Origin of the sequence: Streptococcus sp. A23 (genome assembly GCF_043674155.1) — a bacterium.
Lineage (GTDB): Bacteria > Bacillota > Bacilli > Lactobacillales > Streptococcaceae > Streptococcus > Streptococcus suis_V.
In genome coordinates, this window is the sequence record NZ_JBIMJP010000024.1 from 1 (window position 1) to 19,466 (window position 19,466).

10 protein-coding genes and 3 pseudogenes are annotated in these 19,466 nt (G+C 39.8%); all 13 read right to left on the reverse strand.

What is annotated here, in order from left to right; all coding sequences use genetic code 11:
• Positions 1-77: 77 nt before the first annotated feature.
• A pseudogene (locus tag ACHBIE_RS10215) lies at positions 78-143 on the reverse strand (topoisomerase); the annotation flags it as partial.
• Positions 143-760, reverse strand: a complete 618-nt coding sequence (locus ACHBIE_RS10220) for a recombinase family protein (RefSeq protein ID WP_002321671.1) — start codon at positions 758-760, stop codon at positions 143-145. The pseudogene ACHBIE_RS10215 and the gene ACHBIE_RS10220, both read right to left, overlap by 1 nt.
• A 394-nt stretch (positions 761-1,154) precedes the next feature.
• Positions 1,155-1,328: a cysteine-rich KTR domain-containing protein gene (locus ACHBIE_RS10225; RefSeq protein ID WP_002779755.1), complete on the reverse strand. Its 174-nt coding sequence runs from the start codon at positions 1,326-1,328 to the stop codon at positions 1,155-1,157.
• A gap of 51 nt (positions 1,329-1,379) precedes the next feature.
• Entirely contained in the window at positions 1,380-3,299 is a 1,920-nt protein-coding gene (tet(O), locus tag ACHBIE_RS10230; RefSeq protein ID WP_105122866.1) for a tetracycline resistance ribosomal protection protein Tet(O), read from the reverse strand.
• A 366-nt stretch (positions 3,300-3,665) separates the two neighbouring features.
• Positions 3,666-4,040, reverse strand: a complete 375-nt coding sequence (locus ACHBIE_RS10235; protein ID WP_081129260.1) for a TnpV protein — start codon at positions 4,038-4,040, stop codon at positions 3,666-3,668.
• Entirely contained in the window at positions 4,021-7,428 is a 3,408-nt protein-coding gene (locus ACHBIE_RS10240) for an SNF2-related protein (RefSeq protein ID WP_394733273.1), read from the reverse strand. Before ACHBIE_RS10240 ends, ACHBIE_RS10235 begins: the two co-directional genes overlap by 20 nt.
• Before the next feature lie 49 nt (positions 7,429-7,477).
• Complete coding sequence (locus tag ACHBIE_RS10245) at positions 7,478-8,029, reverse strand: hypothetical protein (RefSeq protein WP_394733274.1); 552 nt, start codon at positions 8,027-8,029, stop codon at positions 7,478-7,480.
• The gene (locus ACHBIE_RS10250) at positions 8,013-8,204 is read right to left on the reverse strand and encodes a calcium-binding protein (protein ID WP_044764966.1); all 192 of its coding nucleotides are present in this window, start codon (positions 8,202-8,204) and stop codon (positions 8,013-8,015) included. Before ACHBIE_RS10250 ends, ACHBIE_RS10245 begins: the two co-directional genes overlap by 17 nt.
• Positions 8,205-13,014: pseudogene (locus tag ACHBIE_RS10255) on the reverse strand (SspB-related isopeptide-forming adhesin).
• Between the two features lie 474 nt (positions 13,015-13,488).
• Positions 13,489-13,953, reverse strand: a pseudogene (locus ACHBIE_RS10260) (hypothetical protein); the annotation flags it as partial.
• The gene (locus ACHBIE_RS10265) at positions 13,943-14,947 is read right to left on the reverse strand and encodes a hypothetical protein (protein ID WP_394733275.1); all 1,005 of its coding nucleotides are present in this window, start codon (positions 14,945-14,947) and stop codon (positions 13,943-13,945) included. The pseudogene ACHBIE_RS10260 and the gene ACHBIE_RS10265, both read right to left, overlap by 11 nt.
• 120 nt (positions 14,948-15,067) lie before the next feature.
• A complete protein-coding gene (locus tag ACHBIE_RS10270; protein ID WP_394733276.1) occupies positions 15,068-17,869 on the reverse strand; it encodes a phage tail tip lysozyme in 2,802 nt (933 codons plus the stop codon).
• A gap of 1 nt (position 17,870) precedes the next feature.
• On the reverse strand, positions 17,871-19,466 hold a 1,596-nt coding region (locus ACHBIE_RS10275), incomplete at its 5' end, for a VirB4-like conjugal transfer ATPase, CD1110 family (RefSeq protein WP_394733277.1).

Below are 19,466 nucleotides of genomic sequence, written 5' to 3' on the forward strand. Positions count from 1 at the left end.
TTAATGGGAATATTAGCTTAAGAACAAGAAGGATTATAAACCTTGTATTTGATTTTTAAACTTTGCAACAGAACCCTTTGTTTTAAAGCACTTGCATAGGCTAATGCCTGGCTTGGTTTTTCAGCTAAAATAACCGTACTCATTAACTATCCCTCTTTTCATTGTTTTTTCTTTGATCGACTGTCACGTTGTATCTTGATCGATACCTTCTAAACGTTCGGCGATTAATTCCAGTTTGTTCTTCAACTTCTTTATCGGATAAACCGTTCAAAAACAAATCGAAAGCGTGTTGTAAACGTGGATCATTTTCTTTGAATTTCAGTTGTCGCCCTTTGAATTTTCCTTTTTTCTTAGCAATTTCAATTCCTTGGGCTTGGCGTTCTTTAATTCGTTTGCGTTCAGATTCCGCTTGGTACTTATACAATTCAATCACTAAATTATTAATCAGCCGTCTTAAATTTTCATCTTCAATACCATTCATTGAGGGTAAATTTAAGACTTCCAGGGTTGCCCCCTTAATTTGAATTTGATTCATCAATTCTGTTAATTCTTTATTATTTCGTCCTAATCGATCTAATTCAGTAACAACAACTATATCCCCTTCACGAATATAGTTAAGCATAGCTTGTAATTGTGGGCGTTCGACCGATTGACCGCTTGCTTTGTCTGAAAAGACCTTAGAAACGCCCTCTAACGCTTTCAGTTGTCTATCTAAGTTCTGTTCTTTGCTACTGACACGTGCATACCCTACTTTAGTCATGTTAAAAAACACCTCCCTTGTTAAGAAAAAAATAAATTGGATATGAATTCTATTTAATCACTTTGACTAGCAAATACTAACAACAAGACACACACACCAAAAATCAAAAATTCACTACTTTTAGTTAAAAACCACGTAACCACAAGAACTAATCCAATCCATGTAATCGGGTTCTTCAAATATTTCTCCAAGATTTTCCTCCTCTAATATGCTCAACTTAAATGACCTATTCAATAAATCTATTATGCTGCTAAATAGTTTATAGGACAAATAAGTATAACAAAATAACCCACCCGAATATCGTTTTTTTATTTGGTGAGTTTGTTCTTTCAAATACGAAACAAAAAGAGCCGATGATTCGTGAATTGTTCCACAATTTCATCGGCTCTGCGTCTTAAGCGTCTGGCTCTTTGATGACAGTTATCTTCAAGTTGTCAACTTTAATCAATCTTTCTTGTCTGCATTTTGGACAATAAAGGGGATAATTCTCCAAAACAGTGTCCTTCCTAATTTTATTACGGGTTTTGCTCCCACAAACAGGACACAATATCCATTCGCATTTCATCATAATTAGTCTCTAATCCTTTCAAATCTCATTTTATATGACTTTTGCAAGCTGTTAAGCTAACTTGTGGAACATATGCCGAACCTTATCTATACGGCTATTCGGGCGGCGGGGTTGGCAAATAAATTTACCAATAGCTGGCTGGTATCCTTTTAACTCTGTCAAGCAGACTCCCTGCCCATTTGTGAAATAAGTTAAATCGTTCCTGTATTCTTGAATACATCTAGCAGGGATTTCTCCTTTCAGAATGACCTCGTCATTCTTTATCTGAGTACTTACAATATCTGCACAATACCTTGGAGCATCATGATACGCCCGTGAGAGATATTCCTGCGGTGCATAAATTTCAAAGTGGAGATATGGCTCTAATAGTTCTGTCCCTGCTTTTTTTAAAGCCTGCTCCAATACGATAGGGGAAAGCAGCCGAAAGTCTGCGGGGGTACTTACAGGACTATAATACAATCCATATTCAAAACAGATTTTACAGTCTGTCACTTTCCATCCATACAGCCCCTGCTCGCAGCCATAAAGAACCCCCTCCATAACCGCATTTTGGAACGATTGATTTAAATATCCAAGTGAAACTCTGCTTTCATACTGCACTCCGCTTCCAATAGGGAGCGGCTCTATGGACAACCCGACAGAAGCCCAGAAAGGATTTGGCGGGACTTCTATGTGGATGGTATATTCTGCTTTTCTAAGCGGTCTTTCCATATATATAACAGTAGGCTCTTTTATTTCTGCCTCCACATGATATTTTTCCTCAAGGATGGCACAAATGACTTCCATCTGCACATTCCCCAAAAAAGAAAGTATAATCTCATGCGTTGTAGTATCCACGTAATACTTTAAAAGAGGATCGCCATCTGAGATTTCTGTAAGTGCCTCAAGCAACACTTCCCGCTGTTCGGATTTCTTTACTTCAATTGTTGTTTGGAGCATAGGGAGCGGATTTTCAATAAATTTTCTCTGCGGCAACAGTATTTCGTTCCCCAAAATACTGTTTAGCTGCAAAACATCATTTGGTAAAATTACAATATCACCAGAGTAAGCCGTATCTGCTAAACACAATTCACCGTTTGTAGGAATACTCATCTCTGTAATTTTTATTTTCTCTTTTTCTGATATTCTGACAACGTCCCTCGAATGCAATGCGCCGCTGTACAGACGCACATAAGCCAAACGCCTCCTTTTTTCTGAATATTCAATCTTAAAAACCTGCCCGCATAGTTCAGATTGACCTTCAGGCGTTGATGAATAAAACTTACTGGCAATCACTTCTATAAGCTGCCGAATCCCCAGATTGTTTTTAGCACTTCCGTGATAAACGGGAAATAACGTTCCGTTTTGGAATCTCCTGTTTTCTTCCTGTTCCAGTTCTGACATTTTAAACGGTTTCCCTGACATATATTTCTCTAATAGTTCATCGTTTCCCATAATTACCGCATCCCACTGTTCCATATCGTCATTGTCCGTTACATTTATATGGGGATGCTGCCCAACCTTTTGCTTCACTATAATTTCCGAAGAAAGCTTTGCTTTCATTTCTCGATATACCATTGGCAAATCAATCCCCTCTTGGTCAATTTTATTGATGAAAAAAATTGTCGGAATCTTCATTGTCTGTAGTGCATGAAACAGTATACGGGTCTGTGCCTGTATGCCATCCTTTGCAGAAACTAATAATACTGCTCCGTCTAATACGGATAAAGAACGGTATACTTCCGCCAAAAAATCCATATGGCCTGGCGTATCTATAATGTTGACTTTTACATCCTCCCACTGAAAAGATGTCACTGCTGTCTGGATAGTGATTCCCCTTTGACGCTCCAAATTCATTGTATCTGTCCTTGTTGTGCCTTTATCTACGCTCCCTGGTTCTGCAATTGCACCACTGGTATACAATAAACTCTCCGTTAATGTTGTCTTTCCTGCGTCAACGTGAGCCAGAATGCCTAAGTTAATTATTTTCATGTGATTTTCCTCCTATCAACACCCAAAAAAGGGCATAAAAATACCCAGTGATAAATACTCCTATCACTGGGTAAATAACTCCAATAGCCCCAAAACACTTATATGTTTTCGGGCATATAAAATTACATGATAAAAGTATTCTTAAACTGGGTACAAAAAACTAAGCCCCATATTAAAAGTGAAACGGGACTGCTACTTTTTGTTCCCACTATCAAATTGACAGTTTATTTATGAATACCTTGCCGCATATTTATTAACTCCTTGTATAATACTGAATCTAATTATATTCCTTAACCCTTTATTTGTCAAGCTGACAAACTAAAGCAGAAAAAGCGGCAGGATTTCCCCCTGCCACTAATCATCTGTTTATGCAAAAATAATTTCCTTTTCCACAATCTCCCTCGCACAAGCCCTTATGTTATTGAGGCATCCTGTCCATTCTAAGGCGTTTTCTGCCTTTAGCTGTTCCGTTATGCCCTGTGCCTGTTTCATACCCTCTATGAGCCTTTCAAAGCGTTCCTGTGCCTGTCTGTCAATGTCGGCAAGGTAAGCGTTAAGTCTGCCGCTTGTAAGAAGATTGGTGTATGTAACTTTGCAGTGATGCTTCAGATAATCCAAATGCCACTGTCCCCAGATGCCTATCGGCTGTTCTTCTTCGGCGGGTACAGTTAAGCACGGTATTAAATAATCGCCTTGCCTTTCGTATTTGCCGCCCATTTCCTCAAAAATTGTCTTTGCCATTGTCTGTTACCTCCACATTCTTTTTTATTTTGAATGTCCGCAAAATCCGTCCTACATCAGAGGGACGCCAGGGAACATCTAAGTGGTGGACAGCTTTCATGCGTGATTGTACGTTTAAACCCGTTCCACCTTTTTCCGTAGAAGCCATGAGAATCCGTACTTCCCCACTATTGACATTTCGTGAGAGTGAGTTTTTCTTCTCATCAGTATTGGCATCATGGACAAAGGCAATTTCTTCTTTTGGAATCCCTCGTTCAACCAGCAAAGCTTTCAGTTCATTGTAGACATCAAAGCCTTCTTCCTTACTTTTAGGTGTTCCAATATCAGAGAAAATCATCTGAGTAGCCTTTTCTCCTGCTCCTTCAAGGTAGATTCGCTCGACATTATCAACCACTTGAAGGATTTTCTGATTATCTGATAAGGTATAAACAGGATCAATCAACCGCATATCAATAGCTAGTTTTCTAGCTTCCCCGGTTATCTTTAACATATTATCTCTACTTGGATCAACACTACCTGACTTGATAGCGTCTGAACGCTCTACCAGTTCTTCTAAATAGTATTTCTGAGCTTGCGTTAACTCGCTTTCCACCGCAATAATCTTAGCTTCAGGTACAGGTAAATCAAGCATATCTGAAGTCTGAATATCAGCTGTTTCCTTGTAAATTCGCATGAGTTCAGGAAGGTTGACAAATTTCTTGAACCGTTTCTTAGGTTGGTATTTATCTCCTGTCGGGGCTAGTTCCATAGAGTTTTCGATATTCCCAAAAGCCCCAACCCAGGAGTCAAAATTGGATACCTGGTATCGTTCCAAGACATCGGGTTGAATGTAATTCATCATAGTGAAAAGTTCACTAATGGAGTTTGAGACTGGTGTTCCTGTCGCAAAAACAACATTTCTATCGCCATGCTCTGCCTGAACCTGTCTCACCTTCATTTCCATGTCTACGTTCTTTTTTGAAGTGGTATTGGTGATACCCGCGACATTCCCAAGTCCAGTGATTGGTCGGATATTCTTGAAGTGATGAGCCTCATCCACAAAGAGAAAATCAATGCCAAGATTTTCAAATTCAATAAAGGTATCTCGCTCTAGTTTTTGGAGTTCTTCCAACTGGTGTTCCAATCCCTTAATCGAACGTTCCGCTTCTTTCACCGTGTAATCACTGTCACTTCCTAGCTTGATTTCTCGGAGTTGCTCAAGTTTGTCATTGATATAGGTAACCTGCTTCTCTCGGCTCAAAGGATCTAGGATTTTACCACCTGTAAAACCATCTCTTTCCAACTTATCCCACATCTGACGGATAAGGGCAGGGTCCGTGTAATAAGCCGTCAGTGAGGACTGTTTCATATCTGAATATTCTTTATCTGATACTAAGTTTTTGAGTTCTTCACGTTCCTTCGAGAACTTCGGATTATAGTCATCAAAAAAATCATTGGCAAGCCCTCCCCAGCCTACATACTTGGCCAGCAGTTCTTGTTCACTCGGACTTGCTTTACGGCGTTCTGCTTCAAGTATTTTCATCAAACGAATAGCAGCTATGTTTGTCTCAACCTTATCTCTAGCAGTCTTAGGATAGAAGTCCGTCAAATCTTCTGGAAAATGGAAGTCTGTTACTGGACTATCTGGAATTATTTCGACTACCTCCTCTTCAGGAATTTGATTATCTGTATCTTCAAGATCAGTATCGTTATGACCTTTTTCTGAACCATCTGGATCCAAAACTCCAATGTTCTGAACAGCTTCATTAACGGATTGACTTGTTTCCTCTTCCAGAAATGAAAAAAGATTCAACTCTTGGTCTGGTTCGTCCAACTCTACTTTTGGTTCTGGCTTTGGGATATGAAGCACCTGACTAATTTCCTCCCATGTTCTCAAATAAAGAACTGGATTTTGTTCAATGATATCGGAGAAATCATTAACCAACTCAATTCGAATCAAACCATTTAATCGTGCATCGCTGACCGACGTCACTTCAAAGTCCTGTCCTTTATAGGAAACCAACGTCCCAAGCGGATAGTTGTCCAAAACCATCTGAACAAGTGGATTTACCTCAAACGCTTCATCAACTACTTCTTTTCCCTCAGCTTTCTCTAGCTTGTTCTTCCAATCTCTGAGGGTTAAATCTGGCTGATTGCCTTTATCTTTTTCAAATTGCTCCGCGTCTTCTATGCTAAGTTCTTGGTGTAAAAAGGCGTAGGCAACTTGTCGCAGCTCTTCTAAAGAAAGTTGACTGCCAAAGAAAAATTCAATTTTTTCATGACTCAATCCCATTTGGAGTAGTTCTGTCGCAAGGGCTAGTTGAGTTACAGAGGCATTTGGATAGCCACCTAATAAAGCCAAATCCGCATTTTTCAGATGAAAACGACCTGCGGCATCCAATAAAATACCGATTTGGTCAGGGTCAAACTGAGATAAATCAATCCCTACCTGAGTCAATTTTTCTTGATTTTCTACCCTAATGGCTTGTCCAATTTTTTCTAATTCCTTTTCCTCAACTTGAGTCAAGGTCCGTTTCAGCTCATAGAGGCTGCCATCAGCCTCTAGATAGGTAAGTAACTCTTCTCCTTCAAAGACTGGTGTCATTTCCATTTCAGTGTCAAAATCACCTCGTCTAAAACTTGGGACTTTTGAACGTTCATTTCGAATTTGGTCAAAATATGTTAGTATCTCAAATTTACGTCGTAAAGATAACTCTTCATAAGCTGGCAAATGACTTGTTTTTCCAGTTCGGATATCCAGTTGAGACAAATCTACATCCAAACTAGCAATAACCAGAGAGCCCTCTTCTCGAAAAGATATTGCCTGATTACTACTCTCTTTGTGCTCATCAACAGTTTCTTCATTTTCTAGAACAGTTTCATCCGCTCTTGTTTCAAGCTCAGGCTCGTAAGTCAAGAGAAACTGCTCAATATCTCGGCTGATCCTATCCGCTAAATTATTAGCCACACGGTACACATTGACCAGATTAGCTCCCTTCCCTTTTTCTAGCAGAGAAGCCGTCGAAATGGTTTGGTAGTGACCATTGGAATCCAATAGTTGAAAACGTGTGGCAAGATTGAACATGGCCACTTCTATCACCAAGTCTTTTTCAGACGGCGATAATTTGTCAAGTTTTTGGAGGCCATTTTGGCCGAATACTTGTGTATAGGTCAATAGATCATGAGCAGTATCATAAGGACTAGCCTGAACAAAAGCTGAAACATCTGTCTCAAAGTGAAGTACTTGAACAGACTTATTTATTTCTTGCCTATTGGTTAAAAACTGACGAATAAGACTATCCCAATCCTCATCAAAATGATCTGCTTGGTAATATAAAAATGCCTCAAGCAAGGCTCTATCACGAGGAATGGTGGCTCTCATCATTTGTAGTATGACTTCTTGATTCATTTTTCCCTCCCATTTCAAAAAGGCTGAGAGTGTTTCTCAGCCCTTTGCGTTAATCTAGGACCAAGGCTCGTTGGTCTCTTTCTTGTGGAATACCTTCCATTACAGTAGCCACGTAGTATTGTAAGAATTGACTTTTCTGGTCTAGTAAATCTTTTTGCAAGGCAAGGTGAACCAAGTCTCCAAAATAATCCTGACTGGAAATGGCCAAGTCCTGTTGAATCATGGCCTGTAAGGTTTCAAGGCTAAGTGGTGAATAATCGTCACTATCCAAAACTTCATATTGTTCCAAGGTGTCTGAAAGACTATTTGAGGACATTAAATCCATAATAAAACTAGAGCCTTCCCCTGTTCGGTACAGCTTTTCCAGAATATCAGTCATATCTGCCTGTACTTCATCCAGATAGCCATCCAGTTTAACTCGTAGCTCATCACTAATCAAGGATAAGTCATCCTCATCCATATAATCTTGATAAACCTGATTTAGGATTGTTCTATCAGAAATACTTAATTCCAAAGAGAGAAAAGCCTTGATAAACTCTTGGTAATCGACCTTCTCCATTTCAGAAAAAGCCTCTTTCATGGTGTCAAAGTTCCAAGCCATCACACAACTCCTTTTGTGGGACTAATGGTGAATGTCCAGATTGTAGCTCCTCTAAATCAGCTTGACCATCACCATCTGTGTCAACAGACTGCGGATTGGTTCCCAAAGCTAGTTCCTGAGCATCTGTCAGACCATCCTGGTCTGAATCCTTTTCATAAATGCTTTTTGGATTCATCTACTTCTCCTCCTTTTTCTTCAGTCCATAAGCCGTACCAAGTAGAATACCAGCTCCAATCAAGCCCAAAAGGGATTCCTGTTCCCCTGTATTTGGCAAAACGCTTGCTGGAACAGGCGGTTCAATAGTCTCAATTGGTGGTTGAGGTGGTATGGGTTGATTTGGACTTGGTTCTTCAGGTTTAGGTGTATGTGTTACAACTGTATTTGAACTGATGACATAGCCATTCACTGTATGGAGATAGGTATTCTCCACCTGACCAGTCGTAATCCGTTTCATCTGAAGGTAAACATCTGCCTGAAAGGCTGAATCATCAGAGATAGTCTCTAAGAAGGATTTATCAAATGAAATTGACACGAGGCCATTTTCTGTATCTACCTGTTGCAAGGTATATTTCGTGACTTCCGTTCCTTCTTTTAAGACAGAACCGTCTTTGAGGGAAACATCCGTCATCAGATAGCTGCGATAAACACCATTGTACTCATCATGCTTTTCATCATAGTTATCTTCAAAACCATATTCAAATAATTCTGTCGCACGATTACTTGGAATCATCGCTCCAACCAAGCGATAGTTAAAGGTTTGATGCAAGGCCACTTCTTTCCCGTCAAGGCTCTCATCTTTATGAGACAAGTCAATTACCACATCTTTTTGTGGGTCTAGTTTGGGAACATTATTGACGACTGTTTCCGTGACATAGGCCAAGCCAAAATCAATCTGATAGGCTGTATTTTCATACTGACCACCTGTTTTGGTCAGCTCATTTTTAACCGTCATCGGAAGCGTGACAACTAAGGTTTGACCAGTCTTCACATAGTTCTCGTAAAAGTTTTTTGGATTATCGCTACTAAGGACCTGAATAGCTCCTTTAGGTGTAAACTGACGTTTAGCCATGGCATCTTGGACGACTTTCGGAGCTTCTGACAAACTTGCGTAGGTGCTAACAGAAATACCAGATACACGATTGCCTTCCTTATCCAAAACTTGAATGCCATCAAGATTTAGGGTAAGGGCTTCTTCTGGGTAATCGTCTACCATGTAAAATCCCTTGGCAAGAACATCATCCGTCACGACCATGTCCTTGTATTGACTGTAATCCAAGACAATTTTATAATAATTGACCGTATTCGGAAGGACAGTCTTTCCATCAATTAAAATGCCTTCTTGATTGGTGTTGGACTTGTGTGGAGTTACTTTAGAGACAAAATTGGTCACCGTATTGGTTTCATAAGCTTGGCCAAAGTCCACCTGATAAGCCACGTTTTCATAAGACTTCCCTGAATTAAGCATGGTTTCCAAAACCGTCATCGGAGTAACTATGGTAATATTCTCCCCCTTAGTCACATAAGATTCATAAAAGGCTTGTGGGTCTTCAGGCATGAAAACTTGGAAAGCTCCTTTAGGCTGAATTTTTTGTTTAGAAAGGGCTGCTTGTAAGGTGTTAGGAGCTTCTGAGAATTGAGCATAGGACTTCACCATAATTCCTGAAACTGTTTTGCCATCAGTTGTGATAAACTGAATAGCTGCTTCATCCGGCAATAAAGCTTCTTCTGGATAATCATCCACAAAGTAAAATCCTTGTGCAATCTGAGAGTTGTCAGCTTTAATCCCTCGGTATTGGTCCAAGTCCCATGAGAGAGTATAGTGATTTTGAGTTCCCACTAGCATGGGCTTCCCGTTGATATCCACTTTATCCATGTTTAGGTTTTGTTTCTTGGGTTCTGGAGAAACAAGGGTGTTGGTCACTTCCTTGGTTTCATAGCCATTTCCAAAATCAACTTGATAAGCCTTGTTTGTATAGGTATTAGTTTGACCATAGAGAATATCTTTAACCGTCATTTTGGTCAAAAGAACTAAAGAAGTTCCTGTTTGAACATACTGGTCATAAAAGGCTTGGTTGTCATCCGGCAAAAAGACTTGAAAGGCACCTGTCGGTGTAATCTTAGCACGAGCTAATTTATCTTGAAGGTCTTTAGGGGCTTCATTTAGGGAAGCATAATTTTTAACCGTAATTCCTGATACCTTCTGACCGTCAAGGGTTGTAACAGCCGTCCCACTTATACTGGTCCAAATCCCAAATCAATCGGTAGTGGTTGGTTGTGCCAAGGGCTACGACCGTGTCATTAATGAGGACACCGTCCGCATTTTCATTGTTTTTATCTGGTGTAATGAGCGTGGTTGTCTCCCCATCACCTGGTGTACGAACCGTTACAACATTCGAAGTGACTGTGTAAGCATTGGTTGTGCCCTTGTTCAAAAGGAGTTTGTAACTATTGGAATAGGTTGCCCCATCATTTTGAACAGAACCATAGAGTTTTGGAGCGTTCAGTTGATAAACCTTGGTTAAATCTTTATTTACCTCCTGCAACAAGTTTTCCTTTGCGGTTAAGGCCACAAAATTCTTAGTCTCATCAAAGCTAAGGACATAGTTTCCATTCTCTTTTTGTGTTGTTTCCTTATCAAATAGGTAACCAGCAGGCAAGTAGTCCTCAAAAATAAGACTAGTCGTTTGAGCACGATTGGGCGATAAGGCATCAACTGTTAAGGGATAAATCACCGTTGAATCTTTTGCGACAGTTTTCTCATGAAGATTAGCTTGGTCACTATTGACCACTTCTTTCATAATCTCAGGAGTTGTCGTCAAATGATACGCATGATAATGGACTGTCGGTACTTGTGGTGGCGTTGGAAGTTCTTTTGGAATAGGTTTGACAGGTAAGGTTACTTTCGTCAAGGTCAGACTAGGCTGCAGTACTTCATCCAAAGGCTTTGGCGTGAAGGTTACAGGCTTTTCTGGTGTAAATGTTTTAGGAGTAAAGACATCTGGTGTTACTGTAATAGGTTCTGGAATGGGTTCAAGTTCCACCGTTACATGAGGTTTAGGACTATACGGTGTTACTGTACGTGCAACTGGTAGGGTATTTAAGGCAAACCAGTAAGACAATCCAACATTCTGTGGCATATCGCCTTGGCCAAAGGTTACTGTGTAGGTATTGCCTGATGTAACTGTTGAGACAATTGCTCCTTTATAAGCATAACGACTTGATGTGGTATCCCATTCCTCAGGTAAATTCAAATCACTTGCACGGTTTGAACCCAAAGAACGTGCTAGACCTTCATTAGTCACTTGAACGGTTGAGCCATTAATCGGCACAAATTTCCCAGATGAATCTTTGACATATTCTAGACCAATGTCATTATGATTGAGGGAAGAATGTGTGAAGACTCCAGGCTTTTCTTTGGAGAAGGTAACTTGTGAACCGTCTTCCAAGAAATACTTGGCAACTACACGAAACTCCATCTTGTCTGTTCGCCAATCACCGTTTCCGTCATTTCGATAGGCAATGAAGCCCTCGGTAGGATCATTTGGTACAACCAATTTCACGGCATCGGTTCCAGCTGGTGATACAAGGTTGGTAATATCGTAAGTCACTCGACTAATCTTTTTACCATCAAATCGTGCATTTTGAAGATTTTGATAGTTAAAACTAAGAGTCTCACCGGTTTTGAAGCTATCATAGACAAAGAATCCTGTGGAATCCAAAATTCTTGAGTAGCCACCCAGCAAAGCATCGCCAGTTGAAATAATCTGATCAGGATTTCGGGTATTGGCTCCATGTTGTGCTTGTGGCTCACCGTTATTGAGATTGAGGGCTTGAGCAAGGGCTTCAGAAATATAACCTTCTTCACCTTTTGAAATCTCGGCCAAATCACGTTGATAGCGTTCCATTTCTTTGGCATTGTAGGCATCAATCGCTTCATTCTCTTTTCTGGCTGCGGCTTCTTTTTCTTTATTACGTTTTGTGATAGCTTCAATCTCGGCTGCACGATCTGAAACTAATTGTTGTTTCTCCTGATTAGCTTGATCTACTGCGGCTTGACCTGCACGGTTTTCAGCATCTACAGCTGCTTGACCTGCCTGATTACGCCTTTCGATGGCTTCATTATCTGCCTTTGTCTTAGCAAGTCCAGCTTCATTTTCTTTTTGAATGGCCTGATTTTTCGCAACAATATCATCTGCCTTTGTTTTCTTTGTTAGATAATCCGCTACAGCTTGTTCGTTAGTTGTTTGAATGGTTTCAACAGTCTTGCCATAGTTTGTATAGTCAAGTACAGATGTCCCATTTCCTGATGCAACTACTTGTTCATTTACTGTCACATCAGCATCTACATACCGAGTTTTTAGGTCATTGACTTTGGTATCAACCCAAGCATTTGTCTCTTTACCAGTTTGGTTGGCCCCTTCGTAGGCCTGTGACAGCTCCTTATTTTCCTGTTCGATGCGTGCTTTTTCATCCACATAAGCTGCTTTGTCAGCTTTGTAGGTTTCAGTAACTTCATTGATAGCCACAACTTGGTTTTGGGCATCTGCTTCAGCTTTTGAAATTTGTTGGTTGGTTTCTGCCGCAGAAGTTGTATTTCCCAAATCCATTGGACTATCTTCAACAGTAGAAACACCTTCAGCCTTTGCTTCTTCAACTGCTTGTGTTACCGTATCATGTGGTACGGTGACTGCAATTGCACCGTTAGATTGCCCAGTTAACCCTAAACTTTCAGTTTGTTCAGATACAGGGTTTGGTTGTGTTTCTGGTAAATTCGTGGCTGGATTTTCCGTTCGTTGAATGGCGGTGTCAACTGATGATGTGACTTCATCAGCATGTGCAACCGTTCCTCCCCAAGCAACAACAGCCGTCACCATGGTTCCAAGGGCAACGGAACATAGAGTGCGATATTTTTTACTCTTGCGAAAGACGTGTTTCTCGCCTTTTTCCTGATTGACAAGAAAGTGATGATTACATGTTTTGGTCATAAATAGTCCTTCTTTTCTTTTTTATGTAGCAACAAACTGTCACTCTTTTCTCATCATAAAAAAGAAGGCTTGATTTTGTTATCACAATCAGTTCAGGGAAAAGAAAAAAGCCACCCATAAAATTGGGTGACAAAGTAATGAATATTCAAGCTTTCACTCGTTATAGTTAAATTTTGTAATTACCTATCTCGTTAAAAAGCTTCGTAAAATGTCAAAAACCTCTTCTTTTGAAAGAATAAAATCTGAATTCTGTGGAATTGACTCTATTTCTAAAGATAGTAGTGAGACGAATTGAGCCATGTCTTGTTTAACACTTTCAGAGACTTCCAAATCTGATAAAGACTCTTCTTCACGAAGTAAGGCTGATAGACGAGTCACATCATTCAAGTGTTTCTTTATTTTTTTAGTAAGACCATGTTCACCATTCTTGGAACGATTCTTCATATCAAGCCAAGCCTTGGCCTTAAATACAATCAATCCTTTAGTACTCAATACTGAATAACCATCTATCACTTCGCGTTCCTTAACCAGTAACTGATAATAATCCTTATCTAATAGCAGGGCAGATAAACTCGCATCCTCATCAAAATGAACAGGAGTTTCTCTACTCATCTTTTTTAGTGGAAATTCTGGCAGAACACTAAATAATTCAATCATTTCGGGAAAACCAGGTTTCTTGGTTGTAAAACGAAAAAGTTGGGCTTTATTATCTTTTTGACTACCTTGATACTCACCAAGTTCCAAAAATCTAGTTAAAGTATTATAAAAATCTATATTTTTTGATTCATCAATGATGACCATATCATAGTCTTTGGTACTTCGACTTTCAAAACCATTCGCATCCAATACGATAGAGGTTGCGGTTCCACCAATTAGGACATAGTAATCTTGATAATCACGAAACATTTCTTGAAAAATAGGTTTTAAATTAGCGGGCATTTTTCTCTCCTAGCGTGTTTATTATCTTATCTTCTAACATTTCTACCTCTTCTTCAACTCTAGGATCATCTTCATCTTTCAAAGTTAGATAGAGCGAAATTGGATCAACTATTATAACATCTCCATTTTCAAACCAATTATTCTTGATGTAATCAAAAGGTACTGGCTCATAATTCCAAATTTCAAGACGATGACCTTGAAAGATGTTTTGCTGAATCTTTTTTTCAATACGCTTAAATCTTTTCTTAGAAATGGCATAGCTTCCATAGTTTTCTGAATCTGCAAGCATGCTAAATTGTGATAATGCTTGTAAATAGGTCATTTTTAATGCCCCTTCATTGTGTAATTGTTGAAAATCTTTATCACTAATTACTAAAACTTCCCTAATTGGATTTTTGAGTAATGGTTTAACTTCTTCAAAAATCATTTGTTTAGGTTTCACAAATTGATAAGTTTTCTGCTTGTTATGAAGCCACCCTCGTGCTTTAAAGGCTCTTAAATAGCGATACAAACTAGGGATCGATAGACGTGTTATAAGGCTGATTTCAACTAAATCAATGGTCAAATCAGGAGTATGCAGTAACAAGGCAATTAGTAGCCTTTGTTCTGTAGGTGATAAGGGATCACTTGGTTCAAATTTTTCACTTGCTTTAGAAAATAGAAATCCTATTTGTGGAATAAATGTATTTTCTTGATAATCAATATAAGAGGCACCAATTTGTAATAATTTCTTCTTCTGTTCATCTGACAGTTTATTAAAAACTAAAATCACATCTTTATTAACCTGCTTTTGAATAGCTTGAGCTTGTTTAACAAAATTATCTAAGCTCCCTGGTCTTTTTTCTTTAACCAAAAGGAAAAACTTATTTTTTACAGTCAATGTAGAAAATTCATAGCGCTTTTGAAAAATGATTGGAAGATCTAGGTCTATTTGCTGTATTTGAGCTTCAAAATGAAAAGCTCTCATAACATTATTAATTTTGGCAAAGTCCATTTTTCGCTCCTTTTTATCATTATATTTGCATTTTATCAAATTGTATAATAAAATGCAATATTTTTGATAAAATAAAAAGAATATGCTAACATTAATACATTTTGTTAGCATATCCTTTTTTTATTTCGTCGTATAGGCAAAACTCAAGCTACTATCCACTCCAGATAATTTACGGAAGGTGTAGTTGGGATTGCCATTGTAATTGGTTTCGGAGATAAGGAATGAGCCATCTGGGTAGACTTTTTCGACGAAAGCCACATGTCCGTATTCTGTTGGGGTGCCATGTCCTCCTCCCGCAAAGGAAAGTATAGCTCCTTCTTGTGGACTTGTCCCTGTCTCTCCACCGAGACTTGCGGCTGTTCGTACCCAATCTTGGCCATTGCCCATGGTACTGATAATTGGAATCTTCTCACCGTTTTTACCTTTGAGTTTTAGCCCCAGTTGGTTGATACGGGCTGCGACTCCCCAAGTACATTGGCCGAAAGCGTAACCCATCCCGTCACCACCTCCTGGAATAGAGTTTTCAAAAAGGTCTCCTCGTACAGCTTCAAGTGCTTTTGGATCACTTTGTGCTGTCCCACCGTTGGGTTGACTAAAGCCTTTTTCAATTTGGTAATACCACTCACTTGCCCGTGTCTGACGCTCAAGTAGCTTATCCCCTGAATTTCCTTCCCAGTAAATGAGGAAGAGTTGGGCAAGACTAGCTGGACTACCTGTATTTTTGAAGAAGTCCTTTAACCAGTTGGTGTAATAAGGACTATCCCCATGCAACATGAAATCCAGTTGTAACCCTAAGTCATACCACTTTTGATGTTTTCCTTTGGCATATTCGAGCAATAAGGTATGTCTGCGTGACCCATCCGCGGTATCTGTCCATTGGCCTAAGCCTAAACCACGTTTGAGAATATTTGGGTAACGCCCATTATATATAGTTGGACCATTGAGTGAAAGCCAGCCCTCATCATCCCACGAACCGTCTGTCGCACCAATAGGGGGAGATAGATAGTCGCCCTCCGCACGCTTGGGATTAATAGAGGATTCTATCGACCAATTTCCTAGAATGGCTGCGATAGCTTGATTGGTCGCACCTTTGCTTTTAAGATAGTCATAAATTGCCTTGGCTCTCTCGAACTCATCGCCGCCAAACTGACCGATAGTTGGAAGAATGGTGGTCTGAACCTGGATCACTTTTGGAAAGTAGAAAGCTGGATTGACATAGACTAGCTTATCCGTGTCATCATCAACCTTTTGATAGGTGACTTTTAGACCCATTCCATCCTTGGTCTCACCAATAATGTCTTCTGCCAAGACTTGTTGATTTTCACTCACACGACCTGAATGAATGCCAAACAAGGTTAGTTTAGTCTTACTCACTCCCTTACCAGATGTCAAAACAACGTTCTCTCCATCAAGAGATACCTTGCCATCCATAGGAGCCACAATGACTTGACCTTCTTTTGCTTCTAAGATGATATGGTGATGAAGCGTTGGTTTCTCATCAATGACCTCATAACCATATCGGTAGGTCATGTTTAAGCTATCCTCATCGGTCTGTCCCTGAAAGGGATTGTCCAATTCTTGAAGAGCTAAATAGTTGCCTTCTTCGGTCAATTCCTTTAGTTCTTCTTGGTCCTCATCAGACAGTTTGTAAGCAGGTTCTTTATATAAGTCAGACATGGATTTAATAGAATCTCCACCATTTAAGTCCATCCAGACTTGACTGAGAAACGCTTTGTAGGTCGCACCACCTGTTTCCATGAAATCGTCAAGCTGGTAGTCTTGGTATTGATGATTCATGTAAACCATAATCTCATCAATCTTGGTGTAGTAGGCAATCCCTTTTTCATTGGTTCTCGTATGTTCCGCATCTTCCCACGTCATGTGGGTATAGGCCTTGGTCAACTCCATCTCATCTTGTTGAATGACACTACTACCTGAAACACTCATGAAAAAGCTCATCATCAAAAGGAGTATCAAGAGAATGCCTGAGACAATCCAAGTCAAAGGATTTCCCGCAAGGACAGAAAAGAAAGTCACACTTCCCTTAATGGCTTGGACGATTCCTTTGATACCTGCGACACTTTGTTTTCTCACATGCTTTAAAAAGGTCTGGTAACGTCTTCTTGGTTTAAGAGGTTTCTGGCGTGTGAATCCTTTTCCCTTTTTGAAGTTCTGGAATCGTTCCTTTCCATGAGAAAATTTTGTTTTGGTAAACCTCACACCTGTCTGTCCACTTTTTACTACCACCTTACCTGCTTGAAAGGTAAACCTTCCATAGCGTCTGGCTTTCAAACTAATATCCTTCATGGATCTTAGACCATCTAAATCATCCTCCTGTGCTATCAGGTCAAGGGATTCAGATGCAACTAAGCCTAATCCAGCTTTGACTTTGGTAGAACCTTTCTTAGACTTTCGGACTTTCTTGAGTTGTTTAACCTCACGCTTGGCAGAACTTACGTCTTTTTCTGCACTTAGTCGATCAAATGATTTTTCTTGGTGAAACTGAAAGCGAGACTTCAGGGAAGGATTTTCTTTTTGGAAAGTAAACTTGGGATTAACTGCCTGTTGTTTTTCATTCAGTTTCACATCTGACAAATGTTTTCTTGCCGTCCGCAAACGTTCTTGAGCTTGCGGAAGTCGATAGTTCTTAATTTCCTTTACCCTCAACAGTCTAGGAGACACATAGGTAATTTCCTTTAGGAACTTCTCTTCTTCTTCCTCTTGGCTACTGAGTAGATTTCCTTTTAACTCTGTTTTCTTTCCCTGAAACAGTGTATTTTTGGCTGATTTTAGAAATCTTCCTTTTTTAGGAACAGTCTGTTTTAAGGTCCTAACTTCTTTCCGATAATGCATACGGGCTGATTTTAAGTTGCTTCGAAAGTTTTGCCTAGCCTGTTTGACTAGCTTTTTATCCTCTTTCATCTCATGTCCTCATTTTTTCAGGGTCCGTACTCATGATGTCAAAGAGCTTGGTGTGTTGTGGAATCTTATTCTTGAATGGGACAACGGTGGAACCGGCCTTAATTAAGCCTGCCCCTTTTTCAGGATTGACCAAGTATTTCTCCAGTTCCTTGGAAAGTCCAAGCATATGTACCAATTCTTCGCGATCGCTCTTAGCCTGTTTTAAAAGAATCATAAACTCGCTATTGGCAATAATGCGTCTGCCGTTGGCATCCAAAAGAAGAGTTTCTACATTCTGAGTAATGCCTGTCGGTATCGCCCCATACTTACGGACACGACTCCAGAGTTTAAAGAAAAAATCAGAGGCATACTTGTCCAATAAGAGAAGCTGCATTTCATCAAAGTAAATCCAGGTCTTCTTCCCTAGCTTTTGGTTTTTGACCACCCGATTCCAAATTTGGTCAAAGATAACCATGAGGGCAATTTGTTTTAATTCATCGCCTAGCTTTTTGACATTGTAAATCAGGAAATGACTGTCTGTTTTAATATTGGTCCGATGTGAAAATATGTCCAGCGACCCTTCCACATAGAGTTCCATATCCAGTGCCAAGTCCTTAGCTTCCTGTTCAGGTTGTTGAGCTAAGACAAAGACCCATTCGACCAAGGATGGTGTGTCAAAATGCTTATAGGTGAGTCGTGTCACACGGTCAATCAAGGATTTTTCACGACCATCCATTTTGCGATCTAAGAGCTTCCCTATCCAAGACAAGAGAAATTCGGACTTAACCTTAACCGGATCCTCATCCATATTCTCATCAGATAGATCTAAGACATTTAAGAAGGTGGTAGAATCTGGGGCAATATCAATACTCTCCCCACCAAAGGCTTGACCGATAATACTGTACTCGTTTTCTGGGTCAACAATAATAATTTCAGTATCACTATCTGCTTCCTTGAGCTTTGTAGAGATGATTTCATGTTTTGTCGCCATCCCTTTGCCCGCTCCAGAAGTCCCTAAAATCAAACCTGACGGAGTATTTAACTTGCCACGGTCAATACTGATGATATTACTTGAGATTTGATTGATACCATAAAATTTCCCACCCTTGTCCTGAATATCTACGGAAGTCCAAGGGGCATTCACGGCAATGTTTGAAGTCAATAGAGACCGAGAAACACCTTCGAGATAGTTCTTCCCAAATGGCAAGAGACTATTAAAAGCAGCTTCTTGCATATAGGTCAAATTATCAATAATCATATCATTAGACCCTGCCACTTGCTTGATAATATCAAGAGATTGTTTGAGTTGATTTTCAGTATCCGCAAGCACGCCAATTAGAAATACGGTGTCAAACAGTTTATCTCCTGTCTGGGTCATGGTTTGAAGAAGAGCTTCTGCTTCATTGATGTTGTTCTCAAGAACATGGCCGACCTTCTCCAAATAGATTCCAGTCCGAGCCATCTTTTGTTGTTCCCCAATCTTTTGCGATTCCATCAAGGTCTTCTTGGTTCGTAGCTTGGTCATGGTTTCAGACTTGGTAGAGCCTTTAGCATGTAGGCTAATCATCACTTCCAAATCTGACTGCATGAGGTCACGAATAAATTTATCCCCTAGCTC

Bases quoted from the DNA above. Each gene is read 5' to 3' on its own strand.
- ACHBIE_RS10220 (WP_002321671.1), bottom strand. From the start codon at position 760: ATGACTAAAGTAGGGTATGCACGTGTCAGTAGCAAAGAACAGAACTTA.
- ACHBIE_RS10225 (WP_002779755.1), bottom strand. From the start codon at position 1,328: ATGATGAAATGCGAATGGATATTGTGTCCTGTTTGTGGGAGCAAAACC.
- ACHBIE_RS10235 (WP_081129260.1), bottom strand. From the start codon at position 4,040: ATGGCAAAGACAATTTTTGAGGAAATGGGCGGCAAATACGAAAGGCAA.
- ACHBIE_RS10240 (WP_394733273.1), bottom strand. From the start codon at position 7,428: ATGAATCAAGAAGTCATACTACAAATGATGAGAGCCACCATTCCTCGT.
- ACHBIE_RS10245 (WP_394733274.1), bottom strand. From the start codon at position 8,029: ATGGCTTGGAACTTTGACACCATGAAAGAGGCTTTTTCTGAAATGGAG.
- ACHBIE_RS10250 (WP_044764966.1), bottom strand. From the start codon at position 8,204: ATGAATCCAAAAAGCATTTATGAAAAGGATTCAGACCAGGATGGTCTG.
- ACHBIE_RS10265 (WP_394733275.1), bottom strand. From the start codon at position 14,947: ATGGACTTTGCCAAAATTAATAATGTTATGAGAGCTTTTCATTTTGAA.
- ACHBIE_RS10270 (WP_394733276.1), bottom strand. From the start codon at position 17,869: ATGAAAGAGGATAAAAAGCTAGTCAAACAGGCTAGGCAAAACTTTCGA.